At 66.7% G+C, this 25491-nt stretch carries 20 protein-coding genes; 9 read left to right on the top strand and 11 right to left on the bottom strand.

The genetic code is table 11. The features are described 5' to 3' along the window. Window positions 1-17: 17 nt before the first annotated feature. The 4 genes from VJ162_RS07940 to VJ162_RS07925 form a co-directional block, all read right to left on the bottom strand. Window positions 18-329 (bottom strand): AzlD family protein, encoded by a 312-nt coding sequence (locus tag VJ162_RS07940; protein WP_324663546.1) that lies wholly within the window; start codon window positions 327-329, stop codon window positions 18-20. Beyond that, a complete protein-coding gene (locus VJ162_RS07935; RefSeq protein WP_324663544.1) occupies window positions 322-1050 on the bottom strand; it encodes an AzlC family ABC transporter permease in 729 nt (242 codons plus the stop codon). The genes VJ162_RS07940 and VJ162_RS07935 overlap by 8 nt, the downstream gene beginning before the upstream one ends. Window positions 1051-1751: 701 nt before the next feature. Then, entirely contained in the window at window positions 1752-4037 is a 2286-nt protein-coding gene (gene ppsA, locus VJ162_RS07930) for a phosphoenolpyruvate synthase (protein ID WP_324663542.1), read from the bottom strand. Window positions 4038-4426: 389 nt separating this feature from the next. Then, window positions 4427-5335 (bottom strand): D-2-hydroxyacid dehydrogenase, encoded by a 909-nt coding sequence (locus VJ162_RS07925; RefSeq protein ID WP_324663540.1) that lies wholly within the window; start codon window positions 5333-5335, stop codon window positions 4427-4429. Window positions 5336-5446: 111 nt separating this feature from the next. Between VJ162_RS07925 and VJ162_RS07920 the strand changes: the two genes are divergently transcribed. The 3 genes from VJ162_RS07920 (at window position 5447) to VJ162_RS07910 (ending at window position 8308) form a co-directional block, all read left to right on the top strand. Then, a complete protein-coding gene (locus tag VJ162_RS07920; RefSeq protein WP_324663538.1) occupies window positions 5447-6019 on the top strand; it encodes an ArsR family transcriptional regulator in 573 nt (190 codons plus the stop codon). A gap of 97 nt (window positions 6020-6116) precedes the next feature. Continuing rightward, on the top strand, window positions 6117-7847 hold the full coding sequence (locus tag VJ162_RS07915) for an Nramp family divalent metal transporter (protein ID WP_324663536.1): 1731 nt from the start codon (window positions 6117-6119) through the stop codon (window positions 7845-7847). Next, window positions 7844-8308, top strand: a complete 465-nt coding sequence (locus VJ162_RS07910; protein WP_324663534.1) for a hypothetical protein — start codon at window positions 7844-7846, stop codon at window positions 8306-8308. Before VJ162_RS07915 ends, VJ162_RS07910 begins: the two co-directional genes overlap by 4 nt. On the opposite strand, the gene VJ162_RS07905 is transcribed toward VJ162_RS07910, so the two are convergent. The 4 genes from VJ162_RS07905 to VJ162_RS07890 all read right to left on the bottom strand — a co-directional run bounded on the left by VJ162_RS07905 (window position 8286) and on the right by VJ162_RS07890 (window position 15932). Further along, window positions 8286-10508, bottom strand: coding sequence for an LUD domain-containing protein (locus VJ162_RS07905; protein WP_324663531.1), 2223 nt, complete (start codon window positions 10506-10508; stop codon window positions 8286-8288). The genes VJ162_RS07910 and VJ162_RS07905 overlap by 23 nt on opposite strands. Continuing rightward, window positions 10505-11020 carry an LUD domain-containing protein gene (locus VJ162_RS07900; RefSeq protein ID WP_324663530.1) on the bottom strand — a complete coding sequence of 172 codons (516 nt, stop codon included), beginning with the start codon at window positions 11018-11020 and terminating at the stop codon, window positions 10505-10507. Before VJ162_RS07900 ends, VJ162_RS07905 begins: the two co-directional genes overlap by 4 nt. A gap of 108 nt (window positions 11021-11128) precedes the next feature. Then, complete coding sequence (locus VJ162_RS07895) at window positions 11129-14200, bottom strand: FAD-binding and (Fe-S)-binding domain-containing protein (RefSeq protein ID WP_324663529.1); 3072 nt, start codon at window positions 14198-14200, stop codon at window positions 11129-11131. Between the two features lie 7 nt (window positions 14201-14207). Beyond that, complete coding sequence (locus VJ162_RS07890; protein ID WP_324663527.1) at window positions 14208-15932, bottom strand: L-lactate permease; 1725 nt, start codon at window positions 15930-15932, stop codon at window positions 14208-14210. Window positions 15933-17405: 1473 nt separating this feature from the next. Between VJ162_RS07890 and VJ162_RS07885 the strand changes: the two genes are divergently transcribed. The 5 genes from VJ162_RS07885 (at window position 17406) to VJ162_RS07865 (ending at window position 23051) form a co-directional block, all read left to right on the top strand. After that, complete coding sequence (locus VJ162_RS07885; protein ID WP_324663525.1) at window positions 17406-18671, top strand: ABC transporter substrate-binding protein; 1266 nt, start codon at window positions 17406-17408, stop codon at window positions 18669-18671. Between the two features lie 18 nt (window positions 18672-18689). After that, window positions 18690-19736: a carbohydrate ABC transporter permease gene (locus VJ162_RS07880; RefSeq protein ID WP_324663524.1), complete on the top strand. Its 1047-nt coding sequence runs from the start codon at window positions 18690-18692 to the stop codon at window positions 19734-19736. Next, window positions 19733-20659: a carbohydrate ABC transporter permease gene (locus VJ162_RS07875; RefSeq protein ID WP_324663523.1), complete on the top strand. Its 927-nt coding sequence runs from the start codon at window positions 19733-19735 to the stop codon at window positions 20657-20659. The genes VJ162_RS07880 and VJ162_RS07875 overlap by 4 nt, the downstream gene beginning before the upstream one ends. Window positions 20660-20751: 92 nt before the next feature. Beyond that, window positions 20752-21900: an ABC transporter ATP-binding protein gene (locus VJ162_RS07870; protein ID WP_324663521.1), complete on the top strand. Its 1149-nt coding sequence runs from the start codon at window positions 20752-20754 to the stop codon at window positions 21898-21900. A gap of 86 nt (window positions 21901-21986) precedes the next feature. Next, entirely contained in the window at window positions 21987-23051 is a 1065-nt protein-coding gene (locus VJ162_RS07865) for a TrmB family transcriptional regulator sugar-binding domain-containing protein (protein ID WP_324663519.1), read from the top strand. Window positions 23052-23062: 11 nt separating this feature from the next. On the opposite strand, the gene VJ162_RS07860 is transcribed toward VJ162_RS07865, so the two are convergent. Together VJ162_RS07860 and VJ162_RS07855 are read right to left on the bottom strand one after the other, a co-directional pair. Next, window positions 23063-23467, bottom strand: a complete 405-nt coding sequence (locus VJ162_RS07860; RefSeq protein WP_324663517.1) for a hypothetical protein — start codon at window positions 23465-23467, stop codon at window positions 23063-23065. Between the two features lie 43 nt (window positions 23468-23510). Next, a complete protein-coding gene (locus tag VJ162_RS07855; RefSeq protein WP_324663515.1) occupies window positions 23511-24104 on the bottom strand; it encodes a class I SAM-dependent methyltransferase in 594 nt (197 codons plus the stop codon). A gap of 90 nt (window positions 24105-24194) precedes the next feature. Here VJ162_RS07855 and VJ162_RS07850 point away from each other — a divergent pair, with 90 nt between their 5' ends. Then, complete coding sequence (locus VJ162_RS07850) at window positions 24195-24953, top strand: hypothetical protein (RefSeq protein WP_324663514.1); 759 nt, start codon at window positions 24195-24197, stop codon at window positions 24951-24953. Here the strand turns inward: VJ162_RS07850 and VJ162_RS07845 are convergent, their stop codons facing one another. Further along, window positions 24954-25460 (bottom strand): hypothetical protein, encoded by a 507-nt coding sequence (locus VJ162_RS07845; protein ID WP_324663512.1) that lies wholly within the window; start codon window positions 25458-25460, stop codon window positions 24954-24956. It abuts the gene before it with no gap. Between the last annotated feature and the right edge of the window lie 31 nt (window positions 25461-25491).

The raw sequence follows: 25491 nt of genomic DNA, 5'->3' as shown, positions 1-25491 counted from the left end.
CGCCGGGCCCGACACCGCTACACGACCGCCCGCAGGGAGAGCACGACCGCGAGACCGCTGAGAAGCGCGAGCAGGACGTTTTCGGTCCGAACCATCACGACGAGGACGACGGCCGACGCCCCCCACTCCACGGGGCCCGCGTCCAGCAGTTCGGGGCCGAGAATCGAGACGATGATGGCCCCGGGCAACACGTCGAGCCCGGCTTCCACCCGGTCCGAGACCGTGACGCGGTTGAGGACCCAGAGGCCGCCCGCTTTCGTGACGTAGGTCACGACGGCCATGCCGACGATGACCGCGACGACGGACGGACCGAGGTGGAGGTCAACCATCGAAGCGAACCACCTCCACGAGACAGCCGGCGAGACCGCCCAGCAGGATGTACCAGCGGCCGGGGAGGAACTCGGCGCCGAGTACGGCGACGGCGAAGGCGGTCGCCCACGGGCCGAAATCAGCGGTCCCGTCCCAGAGCCCGACGGCAATCGCGACGAACACCGCCGTGAGCACGAAGTCGAGCCCGTAGGTCGCCGGGTCGCTGACGACGCTCCCGGCGACCGCGCCGACGACCGTCGAGAGGACCCAGAACACCCAGATGGCGAGCCCGCTCCCGAGGAGGTACGCCCCTTTCCGACTGCCGGACCGCAGCTCCCCCATCGTCAGCGCCCAGTTCTCGTCCGCGGTGAAGAAGACGCTCCCGTAGGCCTTCGCCGGGGAGAGCTGGCTGAACCACGGCCGCAGCGCTGCGCCCATCAAGGCGTAGCGGAGGTTGACCACGAACGTCGTCCCGATGACCGCGAGCACGGGGATCGGCGTGTCCCACAGTTCGATGGTGATGACCTGCGCCGCGCCGGCCAGAACCGTCGCGCTCATCAGCGCGGCCTCGGCGACGCTCAGCCCGGCCTGGCGGGCGAGCACCCCGAAGACGACGCCGTAGCCGGCGACGCCGAGCGCGATGGGAGTCCCCTCGGTGAAGCCGCTCCGGACGCCGGACAGTGTGAACTCGACGGCCGGCTCTTGGCCGCGCTCCGAGTCGTGTGGTGAACTATCGCTCATGCTATCCGTTGACCGGTGCTCGGGGGTCGCTGTCCGCGACGACGTGGTCGGCGGCATCGATACGCAGCGCCGTTGCGTGTCGGGGACCACACGTGGACGGGTGGAGGGGTGTGCCCACAGTCCGGCGCCGCTCCGTGCCACACGTATTATGAGTCCCCCGTAAGAACTTTCGGAAGTTACTGGTGGCCGACCGAACGTGGGGTGGCGCGGTCGGGCTCGCCGACGGTGCCCACGCGCTATCTCCGGGGTCCCGAGAAAAAGATACTAATACTATCATATACTGAAATATTACATATATTCCGAGGGGCTGTTTGCCGCACCGTCTGGCCGCGGCTGGGCGGCCGTATCGCAGCCGACACTCACCGCGGAGTAGAAACAACGTGGAACGGGCGATACAGGAACTGAACGGCAGCTACGGATACGCTGTCTTTCCCTACCGCGTCGCTGGTTACCTGGCCGACGTCGTGGCCCCGTATAGCGGACAAGAGGGCTGTCATGTCGAGATATCGGCGCTCAAGCCGTTCGTACGACGACCAGCCCACACGCTGCCGGGACCCGTTCCAGAAGAAAGATAAGAAATATGGAACTAACAGAAAATATTAGAAATATAGGGTAGCTAGTCCGATGTTTCGTCGGCACACAGATGGGACGACTCCCCGTCTCCGCGCCGCCCCGCTCGCTCTATGGGTGCCGGCCGTGACTCACTCCCGAACCGATTCGAGGATGAGGTGTTGCTCGACGCGTTTCGCCTCGCGCTGGGCGTCGTGTACGGCGTCGACGTTGACGCTTATCGAGCTGATACCGGCGTCGACGAGCTCCTGTATCATCTTCGGGTTCGAGGCGGCCTGTCCGCAGATGCTCGTCGCGACGTCGTGGTCCCGGCAGGTGGCTATCGTCTCGCACATTAGGCGGACGACGGCGGGGTGGAGCTCGTCGTAGCGGTCGGCGACGGTGCCGTTGTTGCGGTCGACCGCGAGCGTGTACTGTGTGAGGTCGTTCGTCCCGAAGGAGACGAAGTCGACGCCGGCTTCACAGATGTCCTCGGCACACAGCGCGCTGGCGGGCGTCTCGACCATCGCGCCCCAGTCGCGCTTGTCGGGGTTGATGCCGACGGCCTCCATCTGTTCGCGGGCCCGTCGGACGTCCTCGCCGTCGTTGACCAGTGGGAACATCAGCTCGACGTTGTCATAGCCCATCCCGTAGAGCTTCTGGAACGCCCGCAGCTGCAGCCGGAAGGTCTCGGGCTCGTCGAGCGACCGCCGGATACCGCGGTAGCCCAGCATCGGGTTGTGCTCGGCTGGCTCGTCCTCGCCGCCCTCCAGCTTGCGGAACTCGTCGGTCGGGGCGTCGAGGGTCCGGATGCGGACCGGGCGGGGGTAGAACGCCTCGGCGACGGTCCGCATCCCGTCGACCAGCGTGTTGATGAACGCCGATTCGCCGTGGTTCGCGACGTAGTGAGCCGGCGTCTCGTTCGTGGACAACACCATGTGTTCCATCCGGAGCAGCCCGACGCCGTCGGCGCCCGTGCTGGCGGCCCGCTCGGCTGCCTCGGGAATCGAGACGTTCACCTTGATGTCCGTCGCGGTCATCGGCTTTGCGGCCGGGCCACCCGCCGCCGCGGACTGCTGGCTCTCGCTCTCCCCGTCGCTGGCGGGGGCCTGCTGGCCATCGGCCACGATTCCCCGGTCGCCGTCGACGCTGACGAGCTGGTCGTCGGTAAGCGTCGACGTCCCCGTCTCGGCGCCGACGACGGCGGGCACCCCGAGCTCGCGGGAGACGATCGCGGCGTGACTGGTCATCCCGCCCTCGTCGGTGACCAGCGCCCCGGCGCGTTTCATCGCGGGCACCATGTCCGGCGTCGTCATCTCCGTGACGATTATGTCCCCCTGATTCACCTTGTCGAGCTGGTCGAGGGTGCCGACGACCCGGACCGTCCCGGTGGCCGTTCCCGGGCTCGCACCGAGTCCGTCCACGAGGACGGCGTCGTCTTCCCCGTCGTTCGCTCCGGGCGCCTGACTCCCGTCGTCGTCCGACGCCGCCGTCTCAGCGTCGATAGTCGTTATCGGGCGGGACTGCAGGAGGTAGATGCTACCGTCACTGATTGCCCACTCGACGTCCTGTGGCTCCCCGTAGTGCTCCTCGACGAGTTCGCCGATTTCGCTCAGGTCGTGTAGCTCCTCGTCGGAGAGGACGCGTTCGTCCCGCTTTGCCTCGGGGACCTCCGTCTCGATTGTCTCGCCCGTCTCGGCGTCTCTGACGTGCATCACCTTCTTCGTCGAGACCGTCACCGACTCGACGGCGTCGGTCTCCCGGTCGTAGGTGTAGTGGTCGGGCGAGACGGAGCCGGAGACGACGGCCTCGCCCAGCCCCCAGGCGGCCTCGACGGTGAGCTGTCGCTCGCCGGTCGAGGGGTGGCTGGTAAAGAGGACGCCCGACTTGTCGGCGTCGACCATCCGCTGGACGACGACCGCGATGTCAACCTCGGCGTGGTCGAACCCCTGCTCCTCGCGGTAGTACAGCGCCCGCTGGGTGAAAAGCGACGCCCAGCAGCGCTTGATACGGTCAAGCAGGTCCTCGCGGGTGATGTTGAGATAGGTGTCCTGCTGGCCGGCAAAGCTCGCGTCCGGCAGGTCCTCGGCGGTGGCCGAGGAGCGAACGGCGACGACCGAGTCCTCGCCGAGGTCGTCGAAGGCCGCGAGCACGTCCGACCGGATTTCCTCGGGCCACGGGGCGTCGAGAATCAGTTTCCGCGCCTGCTGTTCGGCCTCGGCCAGCGCGCGGGAATCCTCCACGTCGATGTCTATCGCCGCGAACAGCTCCTCGGCGATTCCCGTCTCGGTGATAAAGCGCCGATAGGTGTCCGCCGTGACGGTGAACCCGTCGGGAATCGGGAGACCGTGTTCGGTCAACTCGCCCAGCGATGCAGCCTTCCCGCCGACGGTATCGATGTCACTGGCACCCACTGCGGTCAGCCAAGCTACTGACATTGCGTAACTGAAGTATATATCCATACATAAATCATCACGAAGCGGCCGAACGGAACGGGTACTGGGAGAAATTAACTCGATTACGAGTCCGCGTACACTTTTGCCGTTCCGGCTGCATCGTACACGTAATGCCTGGAATCGAAGTATCCGAACGGTTGTACCAGCAGCTCCAGACGACCGATGGACTCGACGACGTCGAGGACGAACTCTGGCGGCTCGTGTACGAAACCCGGCGCGGCATCGAGTGAGCGGGGAGTCGGCGCCAGCACGGGACAATCAGTAGCCGGGTCGCCGTGGGCCGACGCGGCTACAGAGTGTGTGGAAACGGGCGAGCGGAGAGGGGCGACACCGCGGCTTTTCTATGCTGTCGTGTAACGTAACGAGCCGTCTCAGGCGATGTCCTCGACGATGATGTCGGCCATCCGGTCCCAGTACCGGGGCGTGTGCCCGACGTTGTGCGGCGTTATCAGGCAGTTGTCCAGATTCCAGAGCGGGTGGCCGTCCGGGAGCGGCTCCGGGTCGGTCACGTCGAGGGCCGCCGCGCGGAGCTCGTTCGTCTGCAGCGCCCGGACCAGCGCGTCCGTCTCGACGACCTCCCCGCGGGCGATGTTGACGAGGACGCTCTCCGGCGAGAGCAGGTCAAGCGTCGCCTCGTCGACCAGCCGCTCGGTCTTCTCGGTGAGCGGGCAGGCCAGAATCAGGTAGTCCGTCCGGGGCATGATCTCGGGCACGTCCCCGAACCCGACGACCTCGTCGGCGTTGCCGCCCTTCGAGGGTGTGTTCCGGACACCGACCGTGTCGACGCCGAACGGCTCCAGCCGGTCCAGTATCGCGCTGCCGATAGAGCCCATGCCCACGACGGTCACCGTCGACCCGTACAGCTCCCCGGCCCGGTAGTGGTTCCACGTGCCCGCGTCGCTCTGTCGCCAGCCCCGGTCGAGGTTACGGGCAAAGGAGAGGACGTACGCGAGCACCTGCTCGGCGGCGTTGGGGCCGTGGACGCCGGATGCGTTCGAGACGGCCACGTCGTTTTCCGCGAGGGCATCGAGCGGGAGGTGGTCGGTCCCGGCGAACGTACAGACGAACCGTTCGAGGTTCGTCGCCCGCGCCACGTCGTCGGCGTCTATCTCGAACCCGGTGACCGTCCTGGCCCGGGGGAGCAGTTCCTCGTACTCCGAGGGGGTCGCGGCGAGTTCGACCCGCATGTCCGGCAACCGCTCCCGGAGCACGTCCCGGTAGTTCCGCGTCGACATCCCGTGAATCGTCTGGTCGAGGACTAGCACGTCGACTTCTGACATCGGTTGGACCTCTCGGGATATCCGCAAAAAGATTGTGTAATTACTGTCCGGCGGGGTCGCTCGCAACGTTCATGATTAAAAGATATTACACACGAGTGAAAAGCACTGTGTATGACCGATTCCACACTAGACTCCGGTGGCTCCTCGTCGGCCCCACAGGAGGCGCAGTTCTCGGAGGAGGACGTGTTGACCGTCTTCGGTGATCGGTCTGACGCGGCTCGTCCCCTGACCGCAAACGACGTGATGGACGAGCTGGGGTGTTCGCGACGGACGGCCCACAACAAACTGAACGCGCTCGTCGACCGGGGAGTTCTCGAGACCCGCAAGGTCGGCGCGCGGAGTCGGGTGTGGTGGCTCCCGATTCCGAACTCGGGGGCTCCGGCCGCCGAGAGCGCGCCGGTCGCCGAGCCGGCCGTCGACACCGAGGTCGCCAACGCGGAGCTGCCCGGCTCGGGGGAGCTGCTGAAACAGCGCCGCGAGGCGCTGCAGGCGGCCTACGACTACGTGAGCGACCATCCCAACGCGACGAAGTCCGAGTTCCTCACCGAGGTGTTCCCCGACTATCCGGCCGGGTGCAAGACGGCCGACGAGTGGTGGGAGATAATCGAGCCGGCGCTTACCGACCTGCCCACCGTCGACGTAGAGACAGACCGGGGCCACGTCTGGCGGTTCGTCAAAGGGTGACCGACGTATATGAGACAAACCGATACACTGGATACATCGTCCGCGTTCGTTCCCGCTATCGGCGCGACGCGAACGCACGACTGTGAGAGGGAGATAGATGGGTGATACAGACCGACCGCACGACGACGGAGCGGACGACGTCTACGCGTCGCCGGAGGATATGGACTACCCGACCGCCTCGTACACGCCGGTCGCGTACGACAACCTCGACGCGGCCCCCGAGAACGAGTCCCAGCCCGAACGCGGGACGGGCGGCCCGTTCGGACTGCTCGACCTCCCGAAAGTGCCGAAGCTGAAGTACATCGTCGGGCCGAGCGCCATCATGCTCGGTGCCTCGCTGGGCAGCGGCGAGACGCTGTTCTGGCCGACGCTGGTCGCCCGCTACGGGTGGGCGCTGTTCGGGCTCTTCCTGCTCGCCGCGGCCGTCCACTTCGTCGTGAACACCGAGATACAGCGCTGGACGCTCGCGACCGGCGAGAGCGTCTTCCGCGGCACCGAACGGCTCCACCCGGTCGTCCCGCTCGCGCTGCTTGCCGGCGGGTTCGTCAGCCTCGGCTGGCCCGGCTGGGCGGCCAGCGCCGCCAAAATCGGGGCCGCCGGGCTCTCCCTTGGCACCTACGACCTCCTCGGCACCGAGCTCGCCGGCTGGCGACTGCTCGGCATCGTCCTCATGGTGTTCATCTGGCTCACCTACCAGCTGACGCCACTGATGTACAACGTCGTCGAGCGCCTCCAGCTCCTGCTCGTCTCGCTCTCGATATTCTTCGCCGTGGTGCTGTTTGCCCTCGTCGGCTCGGTCGAGACGCTGGCGTCGATACCCGCGAACGTCTCGCTGAGCGGCAATCAGCTGCCATTCGATAGCATCGCCGTCCTGCTGGGCGCGCTGGCCTACGCCGGCGCGGGCGGCTATCTGAACCTCTCACAGAGCCTCTGGATACGCGAGAAGGGGTACGGCATGGGCCGGTATCAGGGCCGCATCAAGAACCCCTTCGCCGGCGACGAACCCGAGACGGTCCACCGCGACGGGTTCACGTTCGCGCCCGAACGGGTGAACCTCGACCGGTGGCGCGGCTGGTGGCGTGTCACCCAGCTCGAACACCTGCTCACCTTCCTCGCAGGCCTCGTCGTCGTGACGGCCATCCTCGCCTCCATCGCCTTCACCTACGCGTCGGGGTCGGCCGAGACGGCCGTCGACATGTGGCTCGTCGAAATCGTTCCGGCGGTGGGGCCGTTCGCCGGCAGCGTCATCTACATCCTGCTGTTTCTCGCGCTGTTTACGACCGAGTACGCCATCGTGGAGTCGTTCGTCCGCAACAGCTCCGACGTGATATACGAGCTGTACGGCCGCGAGGCCGGCTGGAGCCTCCCGCGGCTGTTCTGGACGCTGCTGACCGTGTTCTGTCTCTGGGGCATCGTCATCCTCCTCTCGCCGCTGGCCGCCCAGGACCCCTTCGGACTGCTCGTCGTGGGCGCCGCGATGTCGGGGCTGATGATGTGGCCGTACATCCTCGCCATCCAGCTCGTCAACACGGTCCGGCTCCCCGAACACACGATGCCCGGCTGGGGACGGGTCGTCTCGATGTGGTTCGCGGCCGGCTTCTTCGGCTACTTCAGCGTCCTCCTCGTCGGCACCTTCCTCGCGACCCGCGCCGGACTCGGCGCCTTCGCCGTTGACCCGTTCGTCGCCGGGAGCGCCGCCGGGGGGTACGCCCTGTGGCTGGGGTACGCAGCCGCCCAGGTCGCAGTCATGTACTACGTCGCGAGGGCCAAACGGGCCGCGACCGGAACCGTGGCCGACGCCGACCGCGCGAAGGGCTGGTTCCCGTGACGGACGTTCGGATACACCTCCACTTCACGATGGCCGCGGCCGTGCCGCTCAGGCTGCTCGACGTGGTGTTCCGTCCCGACCACCTGCTGTTCGTCGAGTACGACTACCCGACGCCGCTCGACCTCGCGCGGGGGGCGCCGGCGCGGGAAGCCGACGCCTTCGCGGCGCTGCTCCGTTCCGAGGGGCTCGCGGCGGCGCTCGATACGGCGGACGCCGTGACGGGGCTCCCGTACGAGGGCGTGGACGCGATTCACGTCTACGACGGCGGCCGCTTCGGCCGGGAGGCGGTCGTCGTCGACCCGGACGGCGGCTCGGCCCGCGTCGTCCGCGTCCACGGGGACATCGACCTGGACGGCTTCACAGCGGCTCTAGAAGATGTCGTCGCCGGTTACGACGTCACCGTCTCCCGGCGGACGGGGCTGGCGCTCGGCAGCTGGCTCAGGCGCCTGGTTCCCCGCTGACCCGCTCGGTGCGGACGGCCGGGGTGAGCAGTTCGACCGGGTGCTTCGGGGACCGGACGAGCAGGTCGTCCAGCTGTTCCTCGCAGGAGGTCCCGCTGGCGACGACCGTCCGCTCGTCGGTGTCGTCCGCCGTGAACTGCGCTTCCAGCTCCGAGCCGACGGCCATGCTCACGTCGTAGTACTCCTGTTTGTAGCCGAAGCTCCCGGCCATCCCACAGCACTCCACGTCGGAGGTGACGACGTCGAACCCGAGTTCGTCCAGCACGGCCTCGGTGTACCGCTCCACGCCGAGCGTGCGCTGCTGGCAGTGGCTGTGGTAGGCAATTTCCTCGCCTTCGCCGTCCCGGAGCACGTCGGGGTCCGCGCCGTTCTCCAGACAGCCGTAGACGTACTCCAGTATCTCGTAGCTGTTGGCCCGCAGCCGCTCGTGGCGCTTTTCGTCGAGCAACTTCTCGTACTCGCGCTGGAAGAGGGCGTGGTCGCTGGGCTCGATGACCACCACGTCGCGGCCCGCGTCGACGTGTGGAAGGAGGTCGTCGGCGACCGACTCGGCGTGGTCCCGGGCCGTCGCGACCATCCCCTGGGACAGCGGTGCGCGACCGCTCGCGGACACGTCCGCGAGACGGACTTCGACGCCGAGCGCTTCGAGCGCCCGGACGGCGGCCTTGCCCCGCTCGACCTGGACGTGGTTCGTGTACAGGTCCGGAAAGAGGACCACCTCGCGCTCCGGATCGGGGACGGGCGGCCGGTCGGCCATCCAGTCCCGCAGCGTCTCGCGCTCGAACGCCGGGAGCGCGCGCCGGCGGTCGACCCCCGCCACGCGCTCCAGCACCCGCCGCGAGACGGGGTTGTCGGCCAGCCAGTTCGAGACCGGCGCCGTGGCGCTCCCCAGCCGGGCCAGGGTGGAGAAGTTCCCGAACAGCCGCTTCTGGAGCGAGACCCCGCCGGGCTCCTCGTCGGGCGTGAGCCCCTCCACGAGCCAGTCGAGGTCGGTCTCCCCGTCGCGGTTCACCCGGTCGCGGACGGCGGTGTTTATCCAGGGAATGTCGATGCCGACGGGGCAGGCGTTCACGCAGCGCGAACAGCCCGTACAGAGGTCGTTGAACTCGCCGGCGGTGTCGAGCCCCTCGACGCCGGCCTCCCAGCCGGTCGCGATGCCGCCCGAGTAGGTCTCGCCGCCGAAGGCGTGACCGCCGACCTGCTGGAAGTTCGCACAGGAGTTCGAACACGCCGAACACCGGATACAGTACAGCGTCTCGCGTAAGTCCTCGTCGTCGCGCATCGCCATGCGCCCGTTGTCTATCAACACGAGGTGGAACTCCCGGTCGTCGGCCGGCCCGAGCTCGTCGGCCCCGAAGTCCAGCGTCGGCGAGTCGACTGGCGGCGTCAGCAGCGAGACGTAGGAGGTGATGTCCTGGCCGGTGCCCGAGCGGCCGATGAGCTCGACGAACGGGTGGAGGTCCTCGACCGTGGGGACCACCTTCTCGACGCCGGCGACTGCGACGTGAGTGTCCGTCGCGGTGACGGTCTTTCGCGCGTTGCCCTCGCTGGTCACGAGCGCCATCGTCCCCGAGTCGGCGGCGACGAAGTTCGCGCCCGTCACGCCGACGTCGGCCGTGGTTATCTTCTCGGCCAGCTTCCGCCGTGCGAACATGGTGAGGTCCTCGGCCGTTTCGAGGGGCTCGTCCGGGTCGAACTGCTCCGTGAACAGCTCCGCGATGGCCTCTCGGGACTTGTGTATCGCCGGCGCGACGATGTGTGAGGGGGCCTCGTCGGCGACCTGGAGCACCCACTCGCCCAGGTCGGTCTCGACGACGTCGACGCCGTCCCCGGCCAGGGCCTCGTTGAGCTCCATCTCCTCGGAGGTCATCGACTTGCTCTTGACGACGCGCTCGCCGTCGGCCTCGCTGACGACGTCGCGGACGTAGTCGTTCGCGTCGGCGGCGTCGTCGGCGACGTAGAGGGTCCCGCCGTTTGCCTCGACGGTCTCGCGGAGCTGGGACAGCAGCGAGGGGAGCCGCTTGATGGCGTCTTCCTTGATGGCGCGGGCCTCGTCTTTCAGCCCCTCGTAATCTTCGAGCTTCGCGACCGACTCGTAACGCCCGTCGTTGAACCCCTGGGTGTTCGTCGAGACGGCGTCGCCTTCGGTTTCGAGGATGTGGCGGATGTGTGCCGCCTTCGTCTCGCCACTCGCCGTCACGGGTCGACCACCACCACGTGGACCGTCTTCGGGCCGTGGGCGCCCTTGACCAGCGCGCCCATGTCGGCGGTCGCGCTGGGGCCCGTCGCGATGACGCCGCTGAACCCCGACTGGCGGGACCGCTCACCCATCTCTGCCAACCCGTCGTCCATCCCCGGAACGATGTCGTCCGCGTCGAGGACGGCGACGTGCTGGTCGGCGAACAGGCTGACGGGCTCGACGCCCGACTCGGTGGTCGGGACGACGACGCTCCCGTAGTCGCTGATGCCGAGCGTCGCCGCGGTGACGCCGGTCGCGGCCGCTTCGAGGTCCGACGGCGTGAACTCCGTCTCGACCATATCGGGGAAGTCGTAGCTCGCGTCCGCGGGCTCGACGCCGACAGCCGGCGACGACGCGATGCGTGCTATCGTCGCGGCCACGTCGCTCGGCGGGACGACGGTCGACTCGACGTCGAAATCCCGCAGCCGGTCCCGAAACCGCTCGCGTACCGATTCAGTGCTAGTCTGTGACATGTACTCTCGCTCCGTTCGGTCGGCAAGTAGCCGTTGGTTGTCTGTCGGTAAACATATCGATTTTTCACTCGTTCGATGGTCCGTTGGCGACGCCAAAGCAGAGAGGGGCTACGGCCGGGACCGCGCTGTCGCGAGCGCGTCGGCCAGCGCCTCGACGGGGTGTGGGGGGTCCTCACCCCCCTCGCGGTCGCCGAGCTGGGTCCGACAGGACGCTCCGGGGGCGACGACCTGCTCGGCCGGGCTCTCCTCGACCTGTTCGAAGAGGATGTCGCCGATGGCCTGGCTCATGCTGTAGTGTTCGGCCTCGTAGCCGAAACTGCCGGCCATGCCACAGCAGCCCGAATCGAGCGGGTCGATGTCGTAGCCCGCGCGCCGGAGGACCCCGACCGCGTGGTGGTCCTTCTTCGTGGCCTTCTGGTGGCAGTGACCGTGGTAGGCAAGCGACCGCGCCGGCGGCGCCCACGCTATCTCCCGGTCCAGGTCGAACGCGTCGAGGTACTCACACAGGCCGTACGTGTTCGTGGCGACGGCCGCCGTCCGTTCGTTCTGGCCCAGCAGGTCGAGGTAGTCCGACTGGAGCATCACCGCGTCCGAGGGCTCGACGACGACGACGTCGCGGCCGGCGTCGACGTACGGTTCGAGCGCGCCGACCACGCTCTCGGCGGTCGCGCGGGCGTCGTCCAGCAGCCCCTTGGAGTAAGCCGGGCGGCCGCTGTCTGTGTGGCCGTCGAGCAGGGTGACGGAGACGCCCGCCGCTTCGAGCACCTCGACGGCCGCTTTCCCCACGTCGGGATGTACGTGGTTCGTGTACGCGTCCGCAAACAGGACGACGCTGCGTGTCGCCTCGTCGGTCGACAGCGACCGCTCGCGGGCCGCGAACCAGTCGGCGAACGTCTCCGAGTGCAGCGTCGGCGTGTCCCGTTCCCGCGCGATGCCGACGGTCTTCTCCAGGACTGTGTCGCTCCCGGGGAGCGACCCCAGCAGGTTCGCGACCGGGGCGACGCGGCTCCCCAGCGCAAACAGGGTATCGACGTTCGCGAACAGTTTGTCCCGCAGGCTCGCGCCGTGTTCCTGGTGGCGGGCGTGTGTGACCTCCGCTTTCAGCTTCGCCATGTCGACGCCGCTGGGACAGTCGCGTTTACACCCCTTACAGCCGATACAGAGGTCGAGCACCTCCTCGGCGAACTGGTCGTCCGTGGGGTCGTCCGGGAGGTCGCCGCTCATCGCCTGCCGGAGCATGTTCGCCCGGCCCCGCGTGGCGGTCAGCTCCTCGTCGGCGGCCCGGTAGGTCGGACACATCACGCTCCCGGTCGTCTCCTGGGGACCCCGACAGCCGCCACAGCCGTGACAGAGCTCGACCATCCCCTCCATGCCGTTCTCGTTGTCCCACTCTAAGGTCGGCGCCAGCCCGGCGTCGATGTCGTACTCCGGGTCGAAGCGCAACTGGGTGGCCATATCGACGGTGCGGGCACGCGGGGGCGCCGTCCCGGCCTCGACAGCCGCGTCGTCGACGCCGACGACCTGCCCGGGGTTCAACAGCCAGTCGGGGTCGAACGCGGTCTTTAGCTCCCGGAACACCTCCCAGACGTCGGTGCCGTACAGCTTCTCGTTCCAGCAGGTCCGGGCGCGGCCGTCGCCGTGTTCGCCCGACACCGACCCGCCGTACTCGACGACGAGGTCGGTCACGTCGTCGGCGATGGAGACCATCGTCTCCACGCCCTCGACGGTCTTCGTGTTCACCAGCGGGCGGATGTGTAACACGCCCGGGCCCGCGTGCGCGTAGAAGGACGCGAACGTGTCGTGGTCTTCCAGCACCTCCTGGAAGTCGGCGACGTACTCGGGGAGGTTCTCGGGCGGCACGCCCGTGTCCTCGATGAACGCGACGTGTTTGGCGTCGCTCGTCCGCGAGAGCAGTATCGGCAGCCCCGATTTCCGGAGCTTCCAGAACTTCTCGCGCTTGGCCTCGTCGTGGGCTTCTAACCCCTCGGCGGCCCGAACCGGCTCGTCTGTCACCGAGGCCGTCCCGTCGAGCCGGTCGGCCAGCAGCCGGTCGACAAGCTCCCGGCCCTCGGCGTCGTCCTCGGCGTAGAACTCGACGAGCAGCGTCGCCCGCGTGCCGTCGGGCAGGATGGCCGCCACGTCCTCGAACTCGGCGGTGTCCCGCGCGAGGTCTATCATCACGTCGTCTAGGATCTCGACGGCCGCCGGGTCGTGTTCGAGTATCGGTGCCACGTCGGCCATCGCGTCGATGAGGTCCCCGTAGGTGAGCAGGGCCATCGCCTTCGTCTCTGGGACGGGTTCCAGCGATACGGTCGCCTCCGTGACTATCGCTAGCGTCCCCTCGCTGCCGGCCAGCAGCCGCGCGAGGTTCACCGTGCCCGGTTCGCCGAACTCGCCGTCGGCCTCGGCGACGAGCCGGTCGAGGTTGTATCCCGAGACGTTACGTTTCAGGTCGGGGTAGGCCGCCGCTATCTCGTCGCCGTGTTCGTCGAGCACGTCGGCGACGGCGGCGTATATCCGGCTCTCCAGGTCTTCGTCCCCGGCACGCTCGCGCAGCTCCGTGACCGATAGCTCGCCGAACTCGGTGACGGTGCCGTCCGAGAGGACGACCTCGCAGGACTCGACGTAGTGGTCGGTCTTGCCGTACTGCAGCGAGTGGGCGCCGGTCGAGTTGTTGCCGATAGCGCCGCCGAGGGCGGACTTATCGCCCCACGCGGGGTCGGGCGCGAACTTCAGGTCGTGGTCGGCGAGGTCGGCGTTGAGGTCGCCAAGCGTCGTCCCGACCTGTGCCCGGGCGGTTCGTGTATCGGGGTCGACGGTTCGTACGTCGTCCATGTACCGGGTGAAATCGAGGACGACGGCTTCGTTGACCGTCTGGCCGGCGAGACTCGTCCCGCCGCCCCGCGGCAGGACCGGCACGTCGACGGACGCGCAGGTCTCGACGACGGCCGCCACGTCGGCCGTCGAGGTTGGGAAGACGACGCCGACCGGCGGCACCTCGTAGATGCTGGCGTCGGTCGCGTACGACTGCCGGGAGTACTCGTCGAACCGCACGTCACCGTCCACGCGGGCTCTGAGGCTCTCGACCAGCGCGGGTCGGTTCACCTCGCCGCTCGTGTGCTCGTAGTCCGCCCGCGGCTCGGCGGCGGGGACGGAGCGGCTGGGTTCGAGTCCCGCCATTGCCCGCCTAGAACACCCCCGGCGCCAGGACGTAGACGAACAGGAGCGTCAGTATCCCCGTCGTCACCGCATAGTACGTAAGCGGGATCAGCTCCAGACGGATGACCCGCCCCTCCTCGCCGACGAGCCCGACGACGGCCAGCGCGGCGACGACGTTGTGAATCGCGACGAGGTTTCCGATGGCGCCGCCGACGGCCTGTGCGCCGACGACGATGGTCCGTGAGACGCCAAGCTCCGTCGCGATGTTGTACTGGAAGGTCCCAAAGAGGATGTCACTGACCGTGTTCGACCCGGCGAGGAACGCCCCGAAGGCACCGACGGTGGCCGCGAAGAACGGATAGACCGCGCCCGCGGTGTTGGCCGTGGTCTCCGAGAGGACAACGAGCATGCTGTCGATACCGGCGCTCTCGCCCGACTGGATCATTATCTGGACGGTCGCGACGGCGAAGACGAGCGCGATGACCGCCGGCGTCACCTTCTCTATTGACTCCAGCCACGCGGCCTTGATCTCCTCGCCGTCCATCCGGTGCAGCGGGATGGTGAGCAGGTGGACGAACACGAAAATCGCTCCCGGGAGATACAACAGCGCGAAGTCGTTGGACATCCCCGTCCCGAGGATGTCCGCCCATTTGAGGACGAGCGTCGAGGTGAGGAAGTTCGTCAGCGGGTCGATGACGCGGGTCACCACGAGCAGTCCGGCCAGGACGACGTAGGGCGTCCAGGCGCGGGCCAGTGACATCTTCGCGTCGCCGGCGGTCACCTGTCCGCCGTCGGCCGCGACGGTCGCCTCGCGGCTGGTCGACTCGCCCGGCTTGATGTCGCCGATCCAGTGGTCGGGCCACTCGGCCTTGGGCGCGAAGTCCCACTCCTCGTCAGGGTGGAAGTAGCCGGCACGCAGCGCACTCACCGTGATGGCCATCCCGAACATCGCGCCGAAGAGGCCGGGGAACGTCGGCCCCAGGAAGTACGCGGTCAGCCAGTAGGGAACGGCAAAGGAGGCCCACGCAAACAGCGTGAGCGGCAGCACTTCGAGTGCGGGTTTGAGCGACCGCTCCTCGCCGAAGAACCGCGTCATCATCGCGACGCCGATGAAAGGGAGCATGATACCGACGACGACGTGGTGGGTGGCCGCCCACAGGCCGATCTCGGCGATCCACCCCTCGACGGACATCCCCTGTCCGGCGACGGCTGCCGAGATCGAGTCCGAGGACTCGAAGATGTCCTGGAGTCCGATGATCAGCGGCGTCCCGACCGCGCCGAACGTAATCGCCATCAGGTTCCCCGTCAGCGCGACCACGACGGCGGCAAGCGGCGGGAACCCGAGCCCGACGAGCAGGGGCCCGACGATGGCCGCGGGCGTCCCGAAGCCGGCCGCCGACTCGATGAACGACCCCATCAGGAACACCAGCAACACCACCTGCACGCGCCGGTCGTCGCTAATCGACGTGAACCCGGCATTGATGACGTCGAAGGCGCCCGTCTGCTTGAGCGTGTACAGGAGCAGTATCGCCCCGAACACGATCCACAGTATGTTGACCGCGGTGATCGCGCCGTTTATCGATGCGGCGACGATCCACTGGGGCGTCATGTTCCAGCCGACGTAGCCGACGGCCGCCGCGACCACCCACGCGATGGGCATGGCTCGGGTCGCCGACCAGTAGCGACCGATCATGAGGAACGAGATGACCGCAAGCGGCAACACCCCCATGACGATCTGTGCCGCCGTGGCCATCACGGACACCCCCGGTCTGTTGTCCCGCCCGTGGTTCCTGTGCGATGCAGTTCCGTCCATGCCGTGGTGACTGGCATAGCCGACACACTCCATTCTGCATTATTTATAACTGCCTACCGTTCAGCGGCTGCAGTCGACGGTATCGCCCTGTACATACGAGTTTACCCGCCGATATCGCCCATCTCGGCGCTTCACAGTGGCCAACTTTCGGTGTGTTCACTCGCCTTGCCCTATCGACCTCCGGAGGGGTGTTCAGTCGTGTGTACACCCAGAAAACCGCGTTACGGCTCGGATACACACGTGTGTACCCGGTGTGGCGGGGGATGGACCGCTGAAAGCGGACAGTATTGCTACGTGTTTTGTATCTGTCTCGTTGCGGCGCGCTCCGTTCTGCTTCGAGTCTTCACCTACTCCATAACAGCGATATCACTGTTATTTCGTGCACCGCCGATACGGCTCGTCCCGCGTCATCGTTCGTTCCGACGGACCCCGAGAGATCTGGCGACACGCCGGACGGCTTTCGGCATGTCGACGGCATCGTACCCCGAGTCAGTCCCGACGGTCGCGCTACTACCCGTCCGCGGTCGGGTCGTCGTCGGATACTGTATCAGAGTTACATACATACTCCATCTTTGTTATTTTGGCGCCCCCCTGTCACACTGACAGCTCGTATGCCGTCGCTGCACTCGCCGCGACTGCACTGTTTACTCACCGGAACCGCTCGATACCGCTGGCCAGACGGACGACTGTCCCGCTACCCGGCCGAACTTTCAGCCATCCAGGCTGTCGTTGCTGCGGAAGCAACCCGAAACGGCGTTCGAAACGACTGATATCCGGTGTCACGGCGTTGGCTCCGATCGGGCGGCGCCAGCACGAAATATATTTGCTTCAATAAATACTCAAACACATACAATATCTATTACTTCTCTGGAACGGTCCGGACTGTTGGGCGCGGCCGTCGGGGTAGTCGCTGCTGCTCTGACCAGCCGGCGGGGTGGTGATGGCCGGGCGCGACCTCGGTGCCGGTGTGATCGAATTACAACATCGAGTGTCGGGTACCGCTTCCCGGCAGGGACGCAGTGTCGCTGCCGTTACGGCGTCGATACACTGGCTCCGGCCGCTGGCAGGTCTCCGTGCCTCGGACCGACTACTGCGTTTGGCAAGAAAGATATACTAAAATCACAGGACTCTTTTCCAAATAACAGGATTTTGTTGCCGCAATAATCCCGATCTACCACTATTAAACACAGTTAATTAGTACCGCTGCAGGCGGTAATTATAAAATAGCGGGTGGTATTCTGGACGAATACGCGAATATTACACCGTAATCCCGTTTCTAGACATTTAGCAATTCTACTATCCCAATTTTTAATGCACATGTTGGCCAAGGTGGGCGTGCATGCCAACTGATTACAGCCGTTCGGATGGGGCACGGGCTACGGACACGACATCGGCCACGCGGGGGCTGACACGATGACGGACGGAGACGGCGTCTCCCGCCGACGTGTACTCCAGGGTGCCGGCGTCGCCGCGGTCGCCGGACTGGCCGGCTGTGGCGGCGGTGGCGACTCGGGCAGCGACGGCATCGAACTGCTCCACGCGTGGTCCGACGGTGACGGTAACGCGGCTATCGGGGCGCTCATCGACGGGTTCCAGGAGGCCCACCCCGACGTCGAGTTCGCCGAGGAACCGGTCAACGGGGCCGCGCGCTCGAACCTCGACCAGGTCGTCCAGAACCGACTGCAGTCAAACGACCCCCCGAGCACGTTCCAGACCTGGCCCGGCAAGACCCTAGAGAAGTTCGGCGACGCCTACGCCGACATCGAGGGCGACGTCTGGGACCAGGACATGAAGGACAACTACCTGGAGGGCCCGCAGGCACAGGCCCAGATGGACGGGACTTACGTCACGGTCCCGCTGAACATCCACCGCATCAACAACCTGTTTTACAACGCGAACGTGCTGGAGTCGGCCGGTGTCGACCCCAGCACCCTGTCCAGCCCGAGCGATGTTGTCGACGCTTGCGAACAGGTGGCACAGAACACCGACGCCGTCCCCTTCGCCCACCAGACCAGCGGTGCCTGGTCGACTATCCAGCTCTGGGAGACCATCCTGCTCGCCGAGGGCGGTATCGACGGCTACGAGGCGTTCATCAACGGGAACGGCAACCGCTCGGAAGTCAAGGCGGCGCTTGACTCCGTCGTCGAGTTAGAGGAGTACTACCCCAGCGACGCCTCCTCGCTCAGCTTCACGGAGGCCAACACGATGGTTATGGAGGGCAACGCCGCGTTCATCCATCAGGGCGACTGGGCCGCCGGCGCCTACAGCGGCGACGACAGCTTCAACTACGGCGAGCAGTGGGGACAGGTCACCTACCCCGGGACGAGCGGGAGCTACCTCCTGAACATGGACTCGTTCCCCTTCCTCGCGAACAACCCCACGCCGGAAGCCACCAAGACGTTCCTCAGTTACTGTGGCAGCGCCGAGGGACAGGTCCTGTTCAACGCGGAGAAAGGCTCGATTCCGCCCCGGAGCGACGCCGACGTCTCCAGTCTCAACCAGTTCCAGCAGGACCAGTACGAGGACTTCAACAACGCCGACAGCCAGCCCCCGTCCATCCAGCATGGGCTGGCCGTTGCGCCGGGCGTGAAGACGAACATCACCTCCGCGTTCAGCGGCTTCCTGGAGGAGTCCGACGCCTCCGCGACCGCCGACGACCTCATCGACGCGTTCAACTGAACCGTCACGCCCCAATTTATGCACAATCCACTTACGATACTTCGACGCCGCCTGTCCGGCGGCCGGAATACTCGCGGGGGTGAGCCAAGCGACGCGAACCGAGATGGGTCGGACCTGCGGGCCGACGGCGGCGAGGTGACTGCCGCCGACGAGGGGGAGTCGTTCTTCCAGCGGGACTCGGTGCGGTCGGCCCCGTTCTGGTTGCCGCCGGCGCTGCTCATCGGCGTGTTCGTCTACGGCGCCATCGCCTGGAACATCGTCCTGTCACTGACTGACTTTACCGGTCTCGGGACGCCCGACTACAGTTCGCTCGACTTCGAGAACTACGTCATCGCCTTCCAGGGTGGGACTCCGTCGTGGTCGGATTTGACCGTCGACCCCATCTGGAACTCGCTCGGGAACACCGTCATACTCATCGTCGCGTTCACCGCGGTGTGTCTGGCGCTCGGGCTCTTGCTCGCCATCCTGGTCGACCAGGAGATACGCTTCGAGAACACCTTCCGGACCATCTACCTCCTGCCGATGAGCCTCTCTTTCGTCGTGACGGCGAAGTTCTGGCTCTACATGTACAACCCACAGACGGGGCTCATCAACATCGCGCTGGGCGTCGTCGGTATCGGCCCGGTCGAAATCATCCAGAACCCCGATCTGAAACTGGCCGCCGTCGCCTTCGCGCTGGTGTGGCAGTTCAGCGGCTACGCGATGGTGGTCTATCTCGCGGGGTTGCGCGCCATCCCGGACAGCCACTTCGAGGCCGCCCGCGTCGACGGGGCCAGCACCGTCAAGATGTACTGGCGGGTCATCATCCCCCAGCTCCGCACCGCGACCGTCAGCGCGCTCGTGGTGCTGACGGTGTTCGCGCTGAAGGCCTTCGACTTCCTCTACTCGATGTACGGCTACCAGCCCGGTCCCTCCGCGGACATCCTGGCGACGCGGATGGTGCGTGAGGCCTACAGTAACGGGAACTGGGCGTACGGCTCGGCTATCGCCGTCGTCCTCTTCCTGATGGCGCTGGCCATCGTCTCGCCGTACATCTACTCCCAGTACAAGCGGGGTGCGTTATGAGCTTTGGCACCTCGACCGAGGAGGAGTCCGAGCTGGACGCCGGCTACCCGCTTCGCCGTATCGTCCTGTATATCACGCTGGTCGCGATGGCGGTGTTCTACCTTATCCCCATCGAGACCGGCGTCGTGACCTCCCTTACGAACCCGTCGTCGTACACGGGACAGTACCCCTACCTCCCGCCGCTTGAACCGCTGGTCTCCGGGACCGGCGAGTTCTCGATGGGGGCCTGGACCAGCGCCGTCGACCTGCTCGGTCAGGGACTGGTCAACAGCGCCATCCTGGTCGTCCCGGCGACCATCCTCTCGGGGCTGCTCGGGAGCATGGCGGCCTACGGGCTGACGACGGTGAGCTGGCGTGGCCAGATCGCAGTCTACATCACCTTCGTCGCGGGCATCTTCATCCCCTACCAGGCAGTGTTGGTGCCCCTGACCCAGTTCTGGTACAACGTCGTCCCGCTGCGGACGGCGTTCCAGCCCGTCACCATACTGCCGTTTATCCAGGGCTACCACTGGAAGCTCGTCGCGCTCATCGTCACGCACACGGCCTACGGGCTGCCCATCTGTACGCTGCTGTTTCGCGCTCACTACAAGAAACTCTCAGACGAGATGATAGAGGCCGCCCGGCTGGACGGGGCCTCCGTCTACCGCATCTATCGGCGCATCATCCTCCCGCTGTCGGTGCCGATGTTCGCGGTGGTGTTCATCTACCAGTTCACGCAGATATGGAACGACCTCCTCTTTGCGCTGACTATCGTCCAGTTCGGCGATGCCTCCGTCGTCACGCAGGAACTCGTCGGGCTCGGTGTCTCGCAGTCGGGGACGAACTTCCCGCTCCGGATGGCCGGGGCACTCGTCGCCGCGCTCCCGACGCTTCTGGTCTACGTCCTCTTTGGCGAGAAGTTCGCAAAGGGGGTCGCAGCGTGAATGTCGGCTGTCCGCACGTGGCCGATGTCGCCGCCTCGGGGCGGCGACCGCCACGATGTCACAGCCACCGAACCAATACATAGCACACAACAATGGCACAACTGACACTCGACAACGTAACGAAGGTCTTCACCGAGGACGACGGCAACGAGATCGTCGCGGTCGACGACGTGAGCATCGACATCGAAGACGGGGAGTTCCTCGTGCTGGTCGGCCCGTCGGGCTGTGGGAAGTCGACGACCCTGCGGATGATCGCCGGCCTCGAAACGATCACCTCGGGCGAAATCTCGCTCGGCGGCCGACGGATGAACGAGAAACAACCCGCCGAACGGGACATCGCGATGGTGTTCCAGTCCTACGCGCTGTACCCCCACATGACGGTGCGGGAAAACATGAGCTTCGGGCTGGAGGAGTCGACAGAGATGCCCGACGACGAGATCTCGGCGACCGTCGGGGAGACGGCCGACATGATGGGTATCGGGGACCTGCTGGACCGAAAGCCCGCCGACCTCTCCGGCGGCCAGCAACAGCGCGTCGCGCTGGGGCGGGCCATCGTCCGGGACCCCGAAGCGTTCCTCATGGACGAGCCGCTCAGTAACTTAGACGCGAAACTCCGCGCGACCATGCGGACCGAACTCCAGCGCCTGCAGGACGAACTCGGCGTCACGACGGTCTATGTCACCCACGACCAGACCGAGGCGATGACGATGGGCGACCGCATCGCCATCCTCGACGACGGCGTCCTCCAGCAGGTCGGGACGCCACTGGAGTGTTACCACGCACCGAACAACCAGTTCGTCGCCGGCTTCATCGGTGATCCGTCGATGAACTTCTTCGAGATGGAGGTCCGGGACGGGACCCTCGTCTCCGACCGCTTCGAGTACGAACTCACGCCCGACCAGCGTGACGCGGTCGGTGACGCCGACCGCGTCACGCTCGGGGTCCGGCCGGAGGACATCGAACTCGACGTGGAGGGCGACGGGACCCACGCCTACGACGTGTTCGTCGACGTGGTCGAACCCCGTGGCGACGAGAACACGACACATCTCACCTTCGACCGGGGCGTCGACGAGCCCGAGACGTTCACCGCGACTATCAGCGGCCTGCGCCACATCCGGGCCGGCGAGCCCGTGGTGGCGACGCTCCCGCCCGAGTCAGTCCACCTGTTCGACGCCGAGACCGGGACCGCCTTGCACAACCGCTCGCTTGAGACCACCGAGGTCACCGAACAGCTCACCTGACTCGCCGTGGCGTCGCGATTTACCGGCCGATATCGCCCGCCGTCAGGAACAGTGGGTACACAATCGACCAGCCGAAACGAACGCCAATGACACGCGAGCGACTCCGCGAGAACCTGCGGCTGCTCGGCCTTTCGGCCAAGGAGATCGACGTCTACCTCACGATCCTCGACCACGGGACGGTGACGGTCAGCCGCGTCGTCGACGAGTCCGACGTCTCCCAGCGACACGTCTATCAGATGTGCGAACAGCTCGACGAGCGCGGGCTGGTCGTGCTCAACGACCACGTCAGGCCCTCGGTGGTCCGGGCCCAGCGGGCCGACAGCGCCGTCGGCAGTATCGACGCCCGTCTCGACGAGCTCGAAGCGGACATCGAGCGCGAACTCGCCGACCAGGACGTCGACGACCTCGAAGTCGAGCTCATAAAGTCCGGCCAGACGCTCGCAAAGCGCTGGCGCCGCGACATCGACGCGGCCCAGGCGGAGGTGTTTATCTGTCTGCCCGCCGCGGTGTTCGACCAGTTTACCGACGCGCTGGCCGACGCTCTCGGCCGGGGCGCCGCCGTCTACGTCCTCGTCACCGACCCCGGGCTCGACGAGTTCGACACGGCCGCACTCGACGGCTGCGCGACGCTTGCGCGCACGTGGGCGTACGAACCCCAACCGCTGCTCACCGTGGACCGCGAACGGATGGCGCTTGACGACCCGGGGTTTCTCGTCGGCGGCGGGGACGGCAGCGCCATCTCGCTCACCCGGTCGGCCGTCACCGGGAACCTCTTTAGCACGTATCTGGGTAACTTCTGGCGGCTCGCCACGGAGGTGTATCGCTGTGACCGCGACCCGCTCCCACAGTCGTATCCGACGCTTCGCAACGCCCTGGTCCAGGCGACCCTCCACGAGCGAGCCGGCGTCGACCTGACCGCGACCATCACCGCCCAAGACACGGCGACCGGCGAGATCGTCGAACTGGCGTCGGTCCCGATTGTCGAGCTCCGACAGGGTCTGATGGACCCTTTCAGCAACGAGTTCCCCATCGAGAACAGCGTCCGCGTCGAACACGACGGCGAGGTGGTGACCGTCGGCGGCGTCAGCGCCGTTATCGAGGACTACGAGGCGGTGGATATCCGCCTCGAACGGGCCCCCCACAGCGGGTGAGCACCGGACGCCTACCCGCTACGGCCGAGCGGTTCGCGCTCCAGCGTCGCCGCGACGACGCGGCCCAGTGTCGACAGCTCTGACTCCACCGCCTCGATGTCGGCCTCACGCCCCAGCGCCTCGCGGGCGTCGTCAGAGAGCGTCGGCACGTGGCAGTCGACCCCGTCGCCGTCCGTTCCCACGAAGAAGTCGAACTGGTCGAGGAGCCCGTGCCGAACTAGCAGGTCGAACTCGCTTTCGGCCAGTTCGGTCTCCGCTGCCCACTCCTCGAACCCCTCGACCCACGCGCCCTCGGCCAGCGCCGTCTCGATGTCCTCGCGGTGATAGTCCTCGCCCCGGCCGTCGGCGTGGCCGCTGTCGCGTGATTCGGAGTCGGTGAGCTCGGGCGGGTCGGGCGTCTGAACGTCGAGTGCCATATCCCATTTTGTATCCGAGATGACAAATATGTCGGGGACGTTGCTACAGCCGGGCGAACACAAACTCCGTGGCACTGCCCAGCGGGTCGTCGGCCGTCTCGGTCCGTATCTCGTCGAACCCGGCGGCGTCTAACTGGTTGAGCGTGGCCCGCCGGCCGGGCGCCGAGAAGAACATCGACCCGCCCATCCAGCCCCATCGGACGGTCTCGAAGTCACCGCTCGGGAGGGTCATGAGGACGACGCCGCCCGGCCGGAGCACGCGGGCGAACTCCCGGTACACCTCGGGGTGGCGCTCGCGGGGGACGTGGAAGACGGCGTGGTAGGCGGTGATACCGTCGACGCTGTCGTCGGCCACCGGGAGGGCGGTCATGTCCCCCTGAACGAGCCGCGCGCCGGGCACTGTCTCGGTCGCGAGTTCCAGCCCCCGCCGGGAGAAATCTAGCCCGACGGCGCCCGCCGGCAGGTTCGCCAGCGTGCGGGCGCCGTCGCCACAGCCCACGTCCAGTACGGTGGGCGAGTCGGGCAGCTCCGCCAGCAGGTCGTCTATAAGGTCGGCGTCGGAGCCGTCGGGGTCCCGACGGGCCGCGTACGTCGCTGCCACCTCGTCCCAGGCCCGGCGCACCTCGTTTCTGTCCATGGGTCGGCTAGGGGCGCCCTTCGTATCAGTTGCGGGGCGCTCCCGCACGCTGGACACAACGCTTGTGTCGCTACACTCCCGGGACCCGGTATGGACAGCGACCACCGGACCGTCGCCGTCGGCGCACTGGCAGACCGAGAGTACGAGCAAGCCGGCGACGCCTACACCCGTGCCGCCTGGGACCGCTTGACCGAACCCCGTGACGGCCTGTCGCCGTTCGACGCCGACGAGAAGGGGTGGGTCGGGCGTGCGCTCCAGCGGCTCGCGCTGGCGGGCGTCTGCTACCGCGTCGCCGGGCGCGGCGAACGCGCCGCATATCGCGGGCGCGAGGGCGTCGCCGTGGCCAGCGACCTCGAATACGCGCTCGACCGGCCGGCCCAGCGCGCCTGTCTCCGGGAGTTCGCCGCCGACTTCCGGGTTATCGGCGATCTGGACCGTGCCGGCGAGGCCTACGACGACGCCGAGGCGGCCTACCGGGACGCCGCCGGAAGCGTCGACTCCGTGGAGTCGCTGACGACGACGCCGCTGTTTCAGGGCGCCGCCGGGACGCTCCGACAGGTCGCCCGCGGGCTGGACGACGGCGAGGTCGCGGTGTCGTGGGCCGACCTCCACGGCCCGGACCCGGACGATATCGGAGCCTTCCTCGCCCACCGCGCCCGGTTCAAGCGCCAGCGGCTTGCCAGCCTGCTCGCCCGGACTGTCGAGGCCGACTATCTGGCCACACCCCGGGGGACGACCGAGTACGATAACGCGAACTTCCGGTGTCCCGACTGCGGGTCGACCGACGTAAACTGGGTCACCGACCACACGCTCTGTATGCGCTGTTCGACGCCGATGGACCCCCGATAATCACTCAAGCACCGACCGGGGCCGTTTCAGGTAGAACTCCTGGTCGACGGCCCGCTGGTACACCGAGAGCAGCGCTTCAACGGCACCCTCGTCGGGCGAAAACCCGATGTGTGGGGCGACGTGGTAGGCCTTTGCGCCTGTCAGGAAGAAATACAGCGTGCGAAAGTGCGCCGGCGTCACGTCGACGACGCCGAGTGGCTCGTCACCGAGCGCCTCGGAGAAATCCGAGAGCATGTCGGCGATATCGTCGTGCAATCGCTCGTCGGGCCGCTCTAAGGTCGTCCCGAACGTCTGCTCTAGGAACTCGCTGGTCGCCCGCACGAACGGGTTCGACCCGACGCCGGTCGGGTCGACGGCGGCGAACGTCTCATAGAGGGAAAGCAGCGCCGTCAGTTCCTCGGCGGTCACGGCGACCGGCCGCACCGGGTCGCCCTGGGGCAGTGCGTAGTCGGGAAAGGAGTAGGCGCTCGGGTCGGGCACCTGGCCGAAGGCGCTGTCGAGACTCATATCGGATATAGGGTCTAGGCGGTCTAACCGT

The organism is Haloarcula sediminis, from assembly GCF_035656455.1.
GTDB lineage: Archaea > Halobacteriota > Halobacteria > Halobacteriales > Haloarculaceae > Haloarcula > Haloarcula sediminis.
The sequence above is the reverse complement of the archived record's forward strand: the minus strand, read 5'-3'. Positions and strand labels throughout refer to the sequence as shown.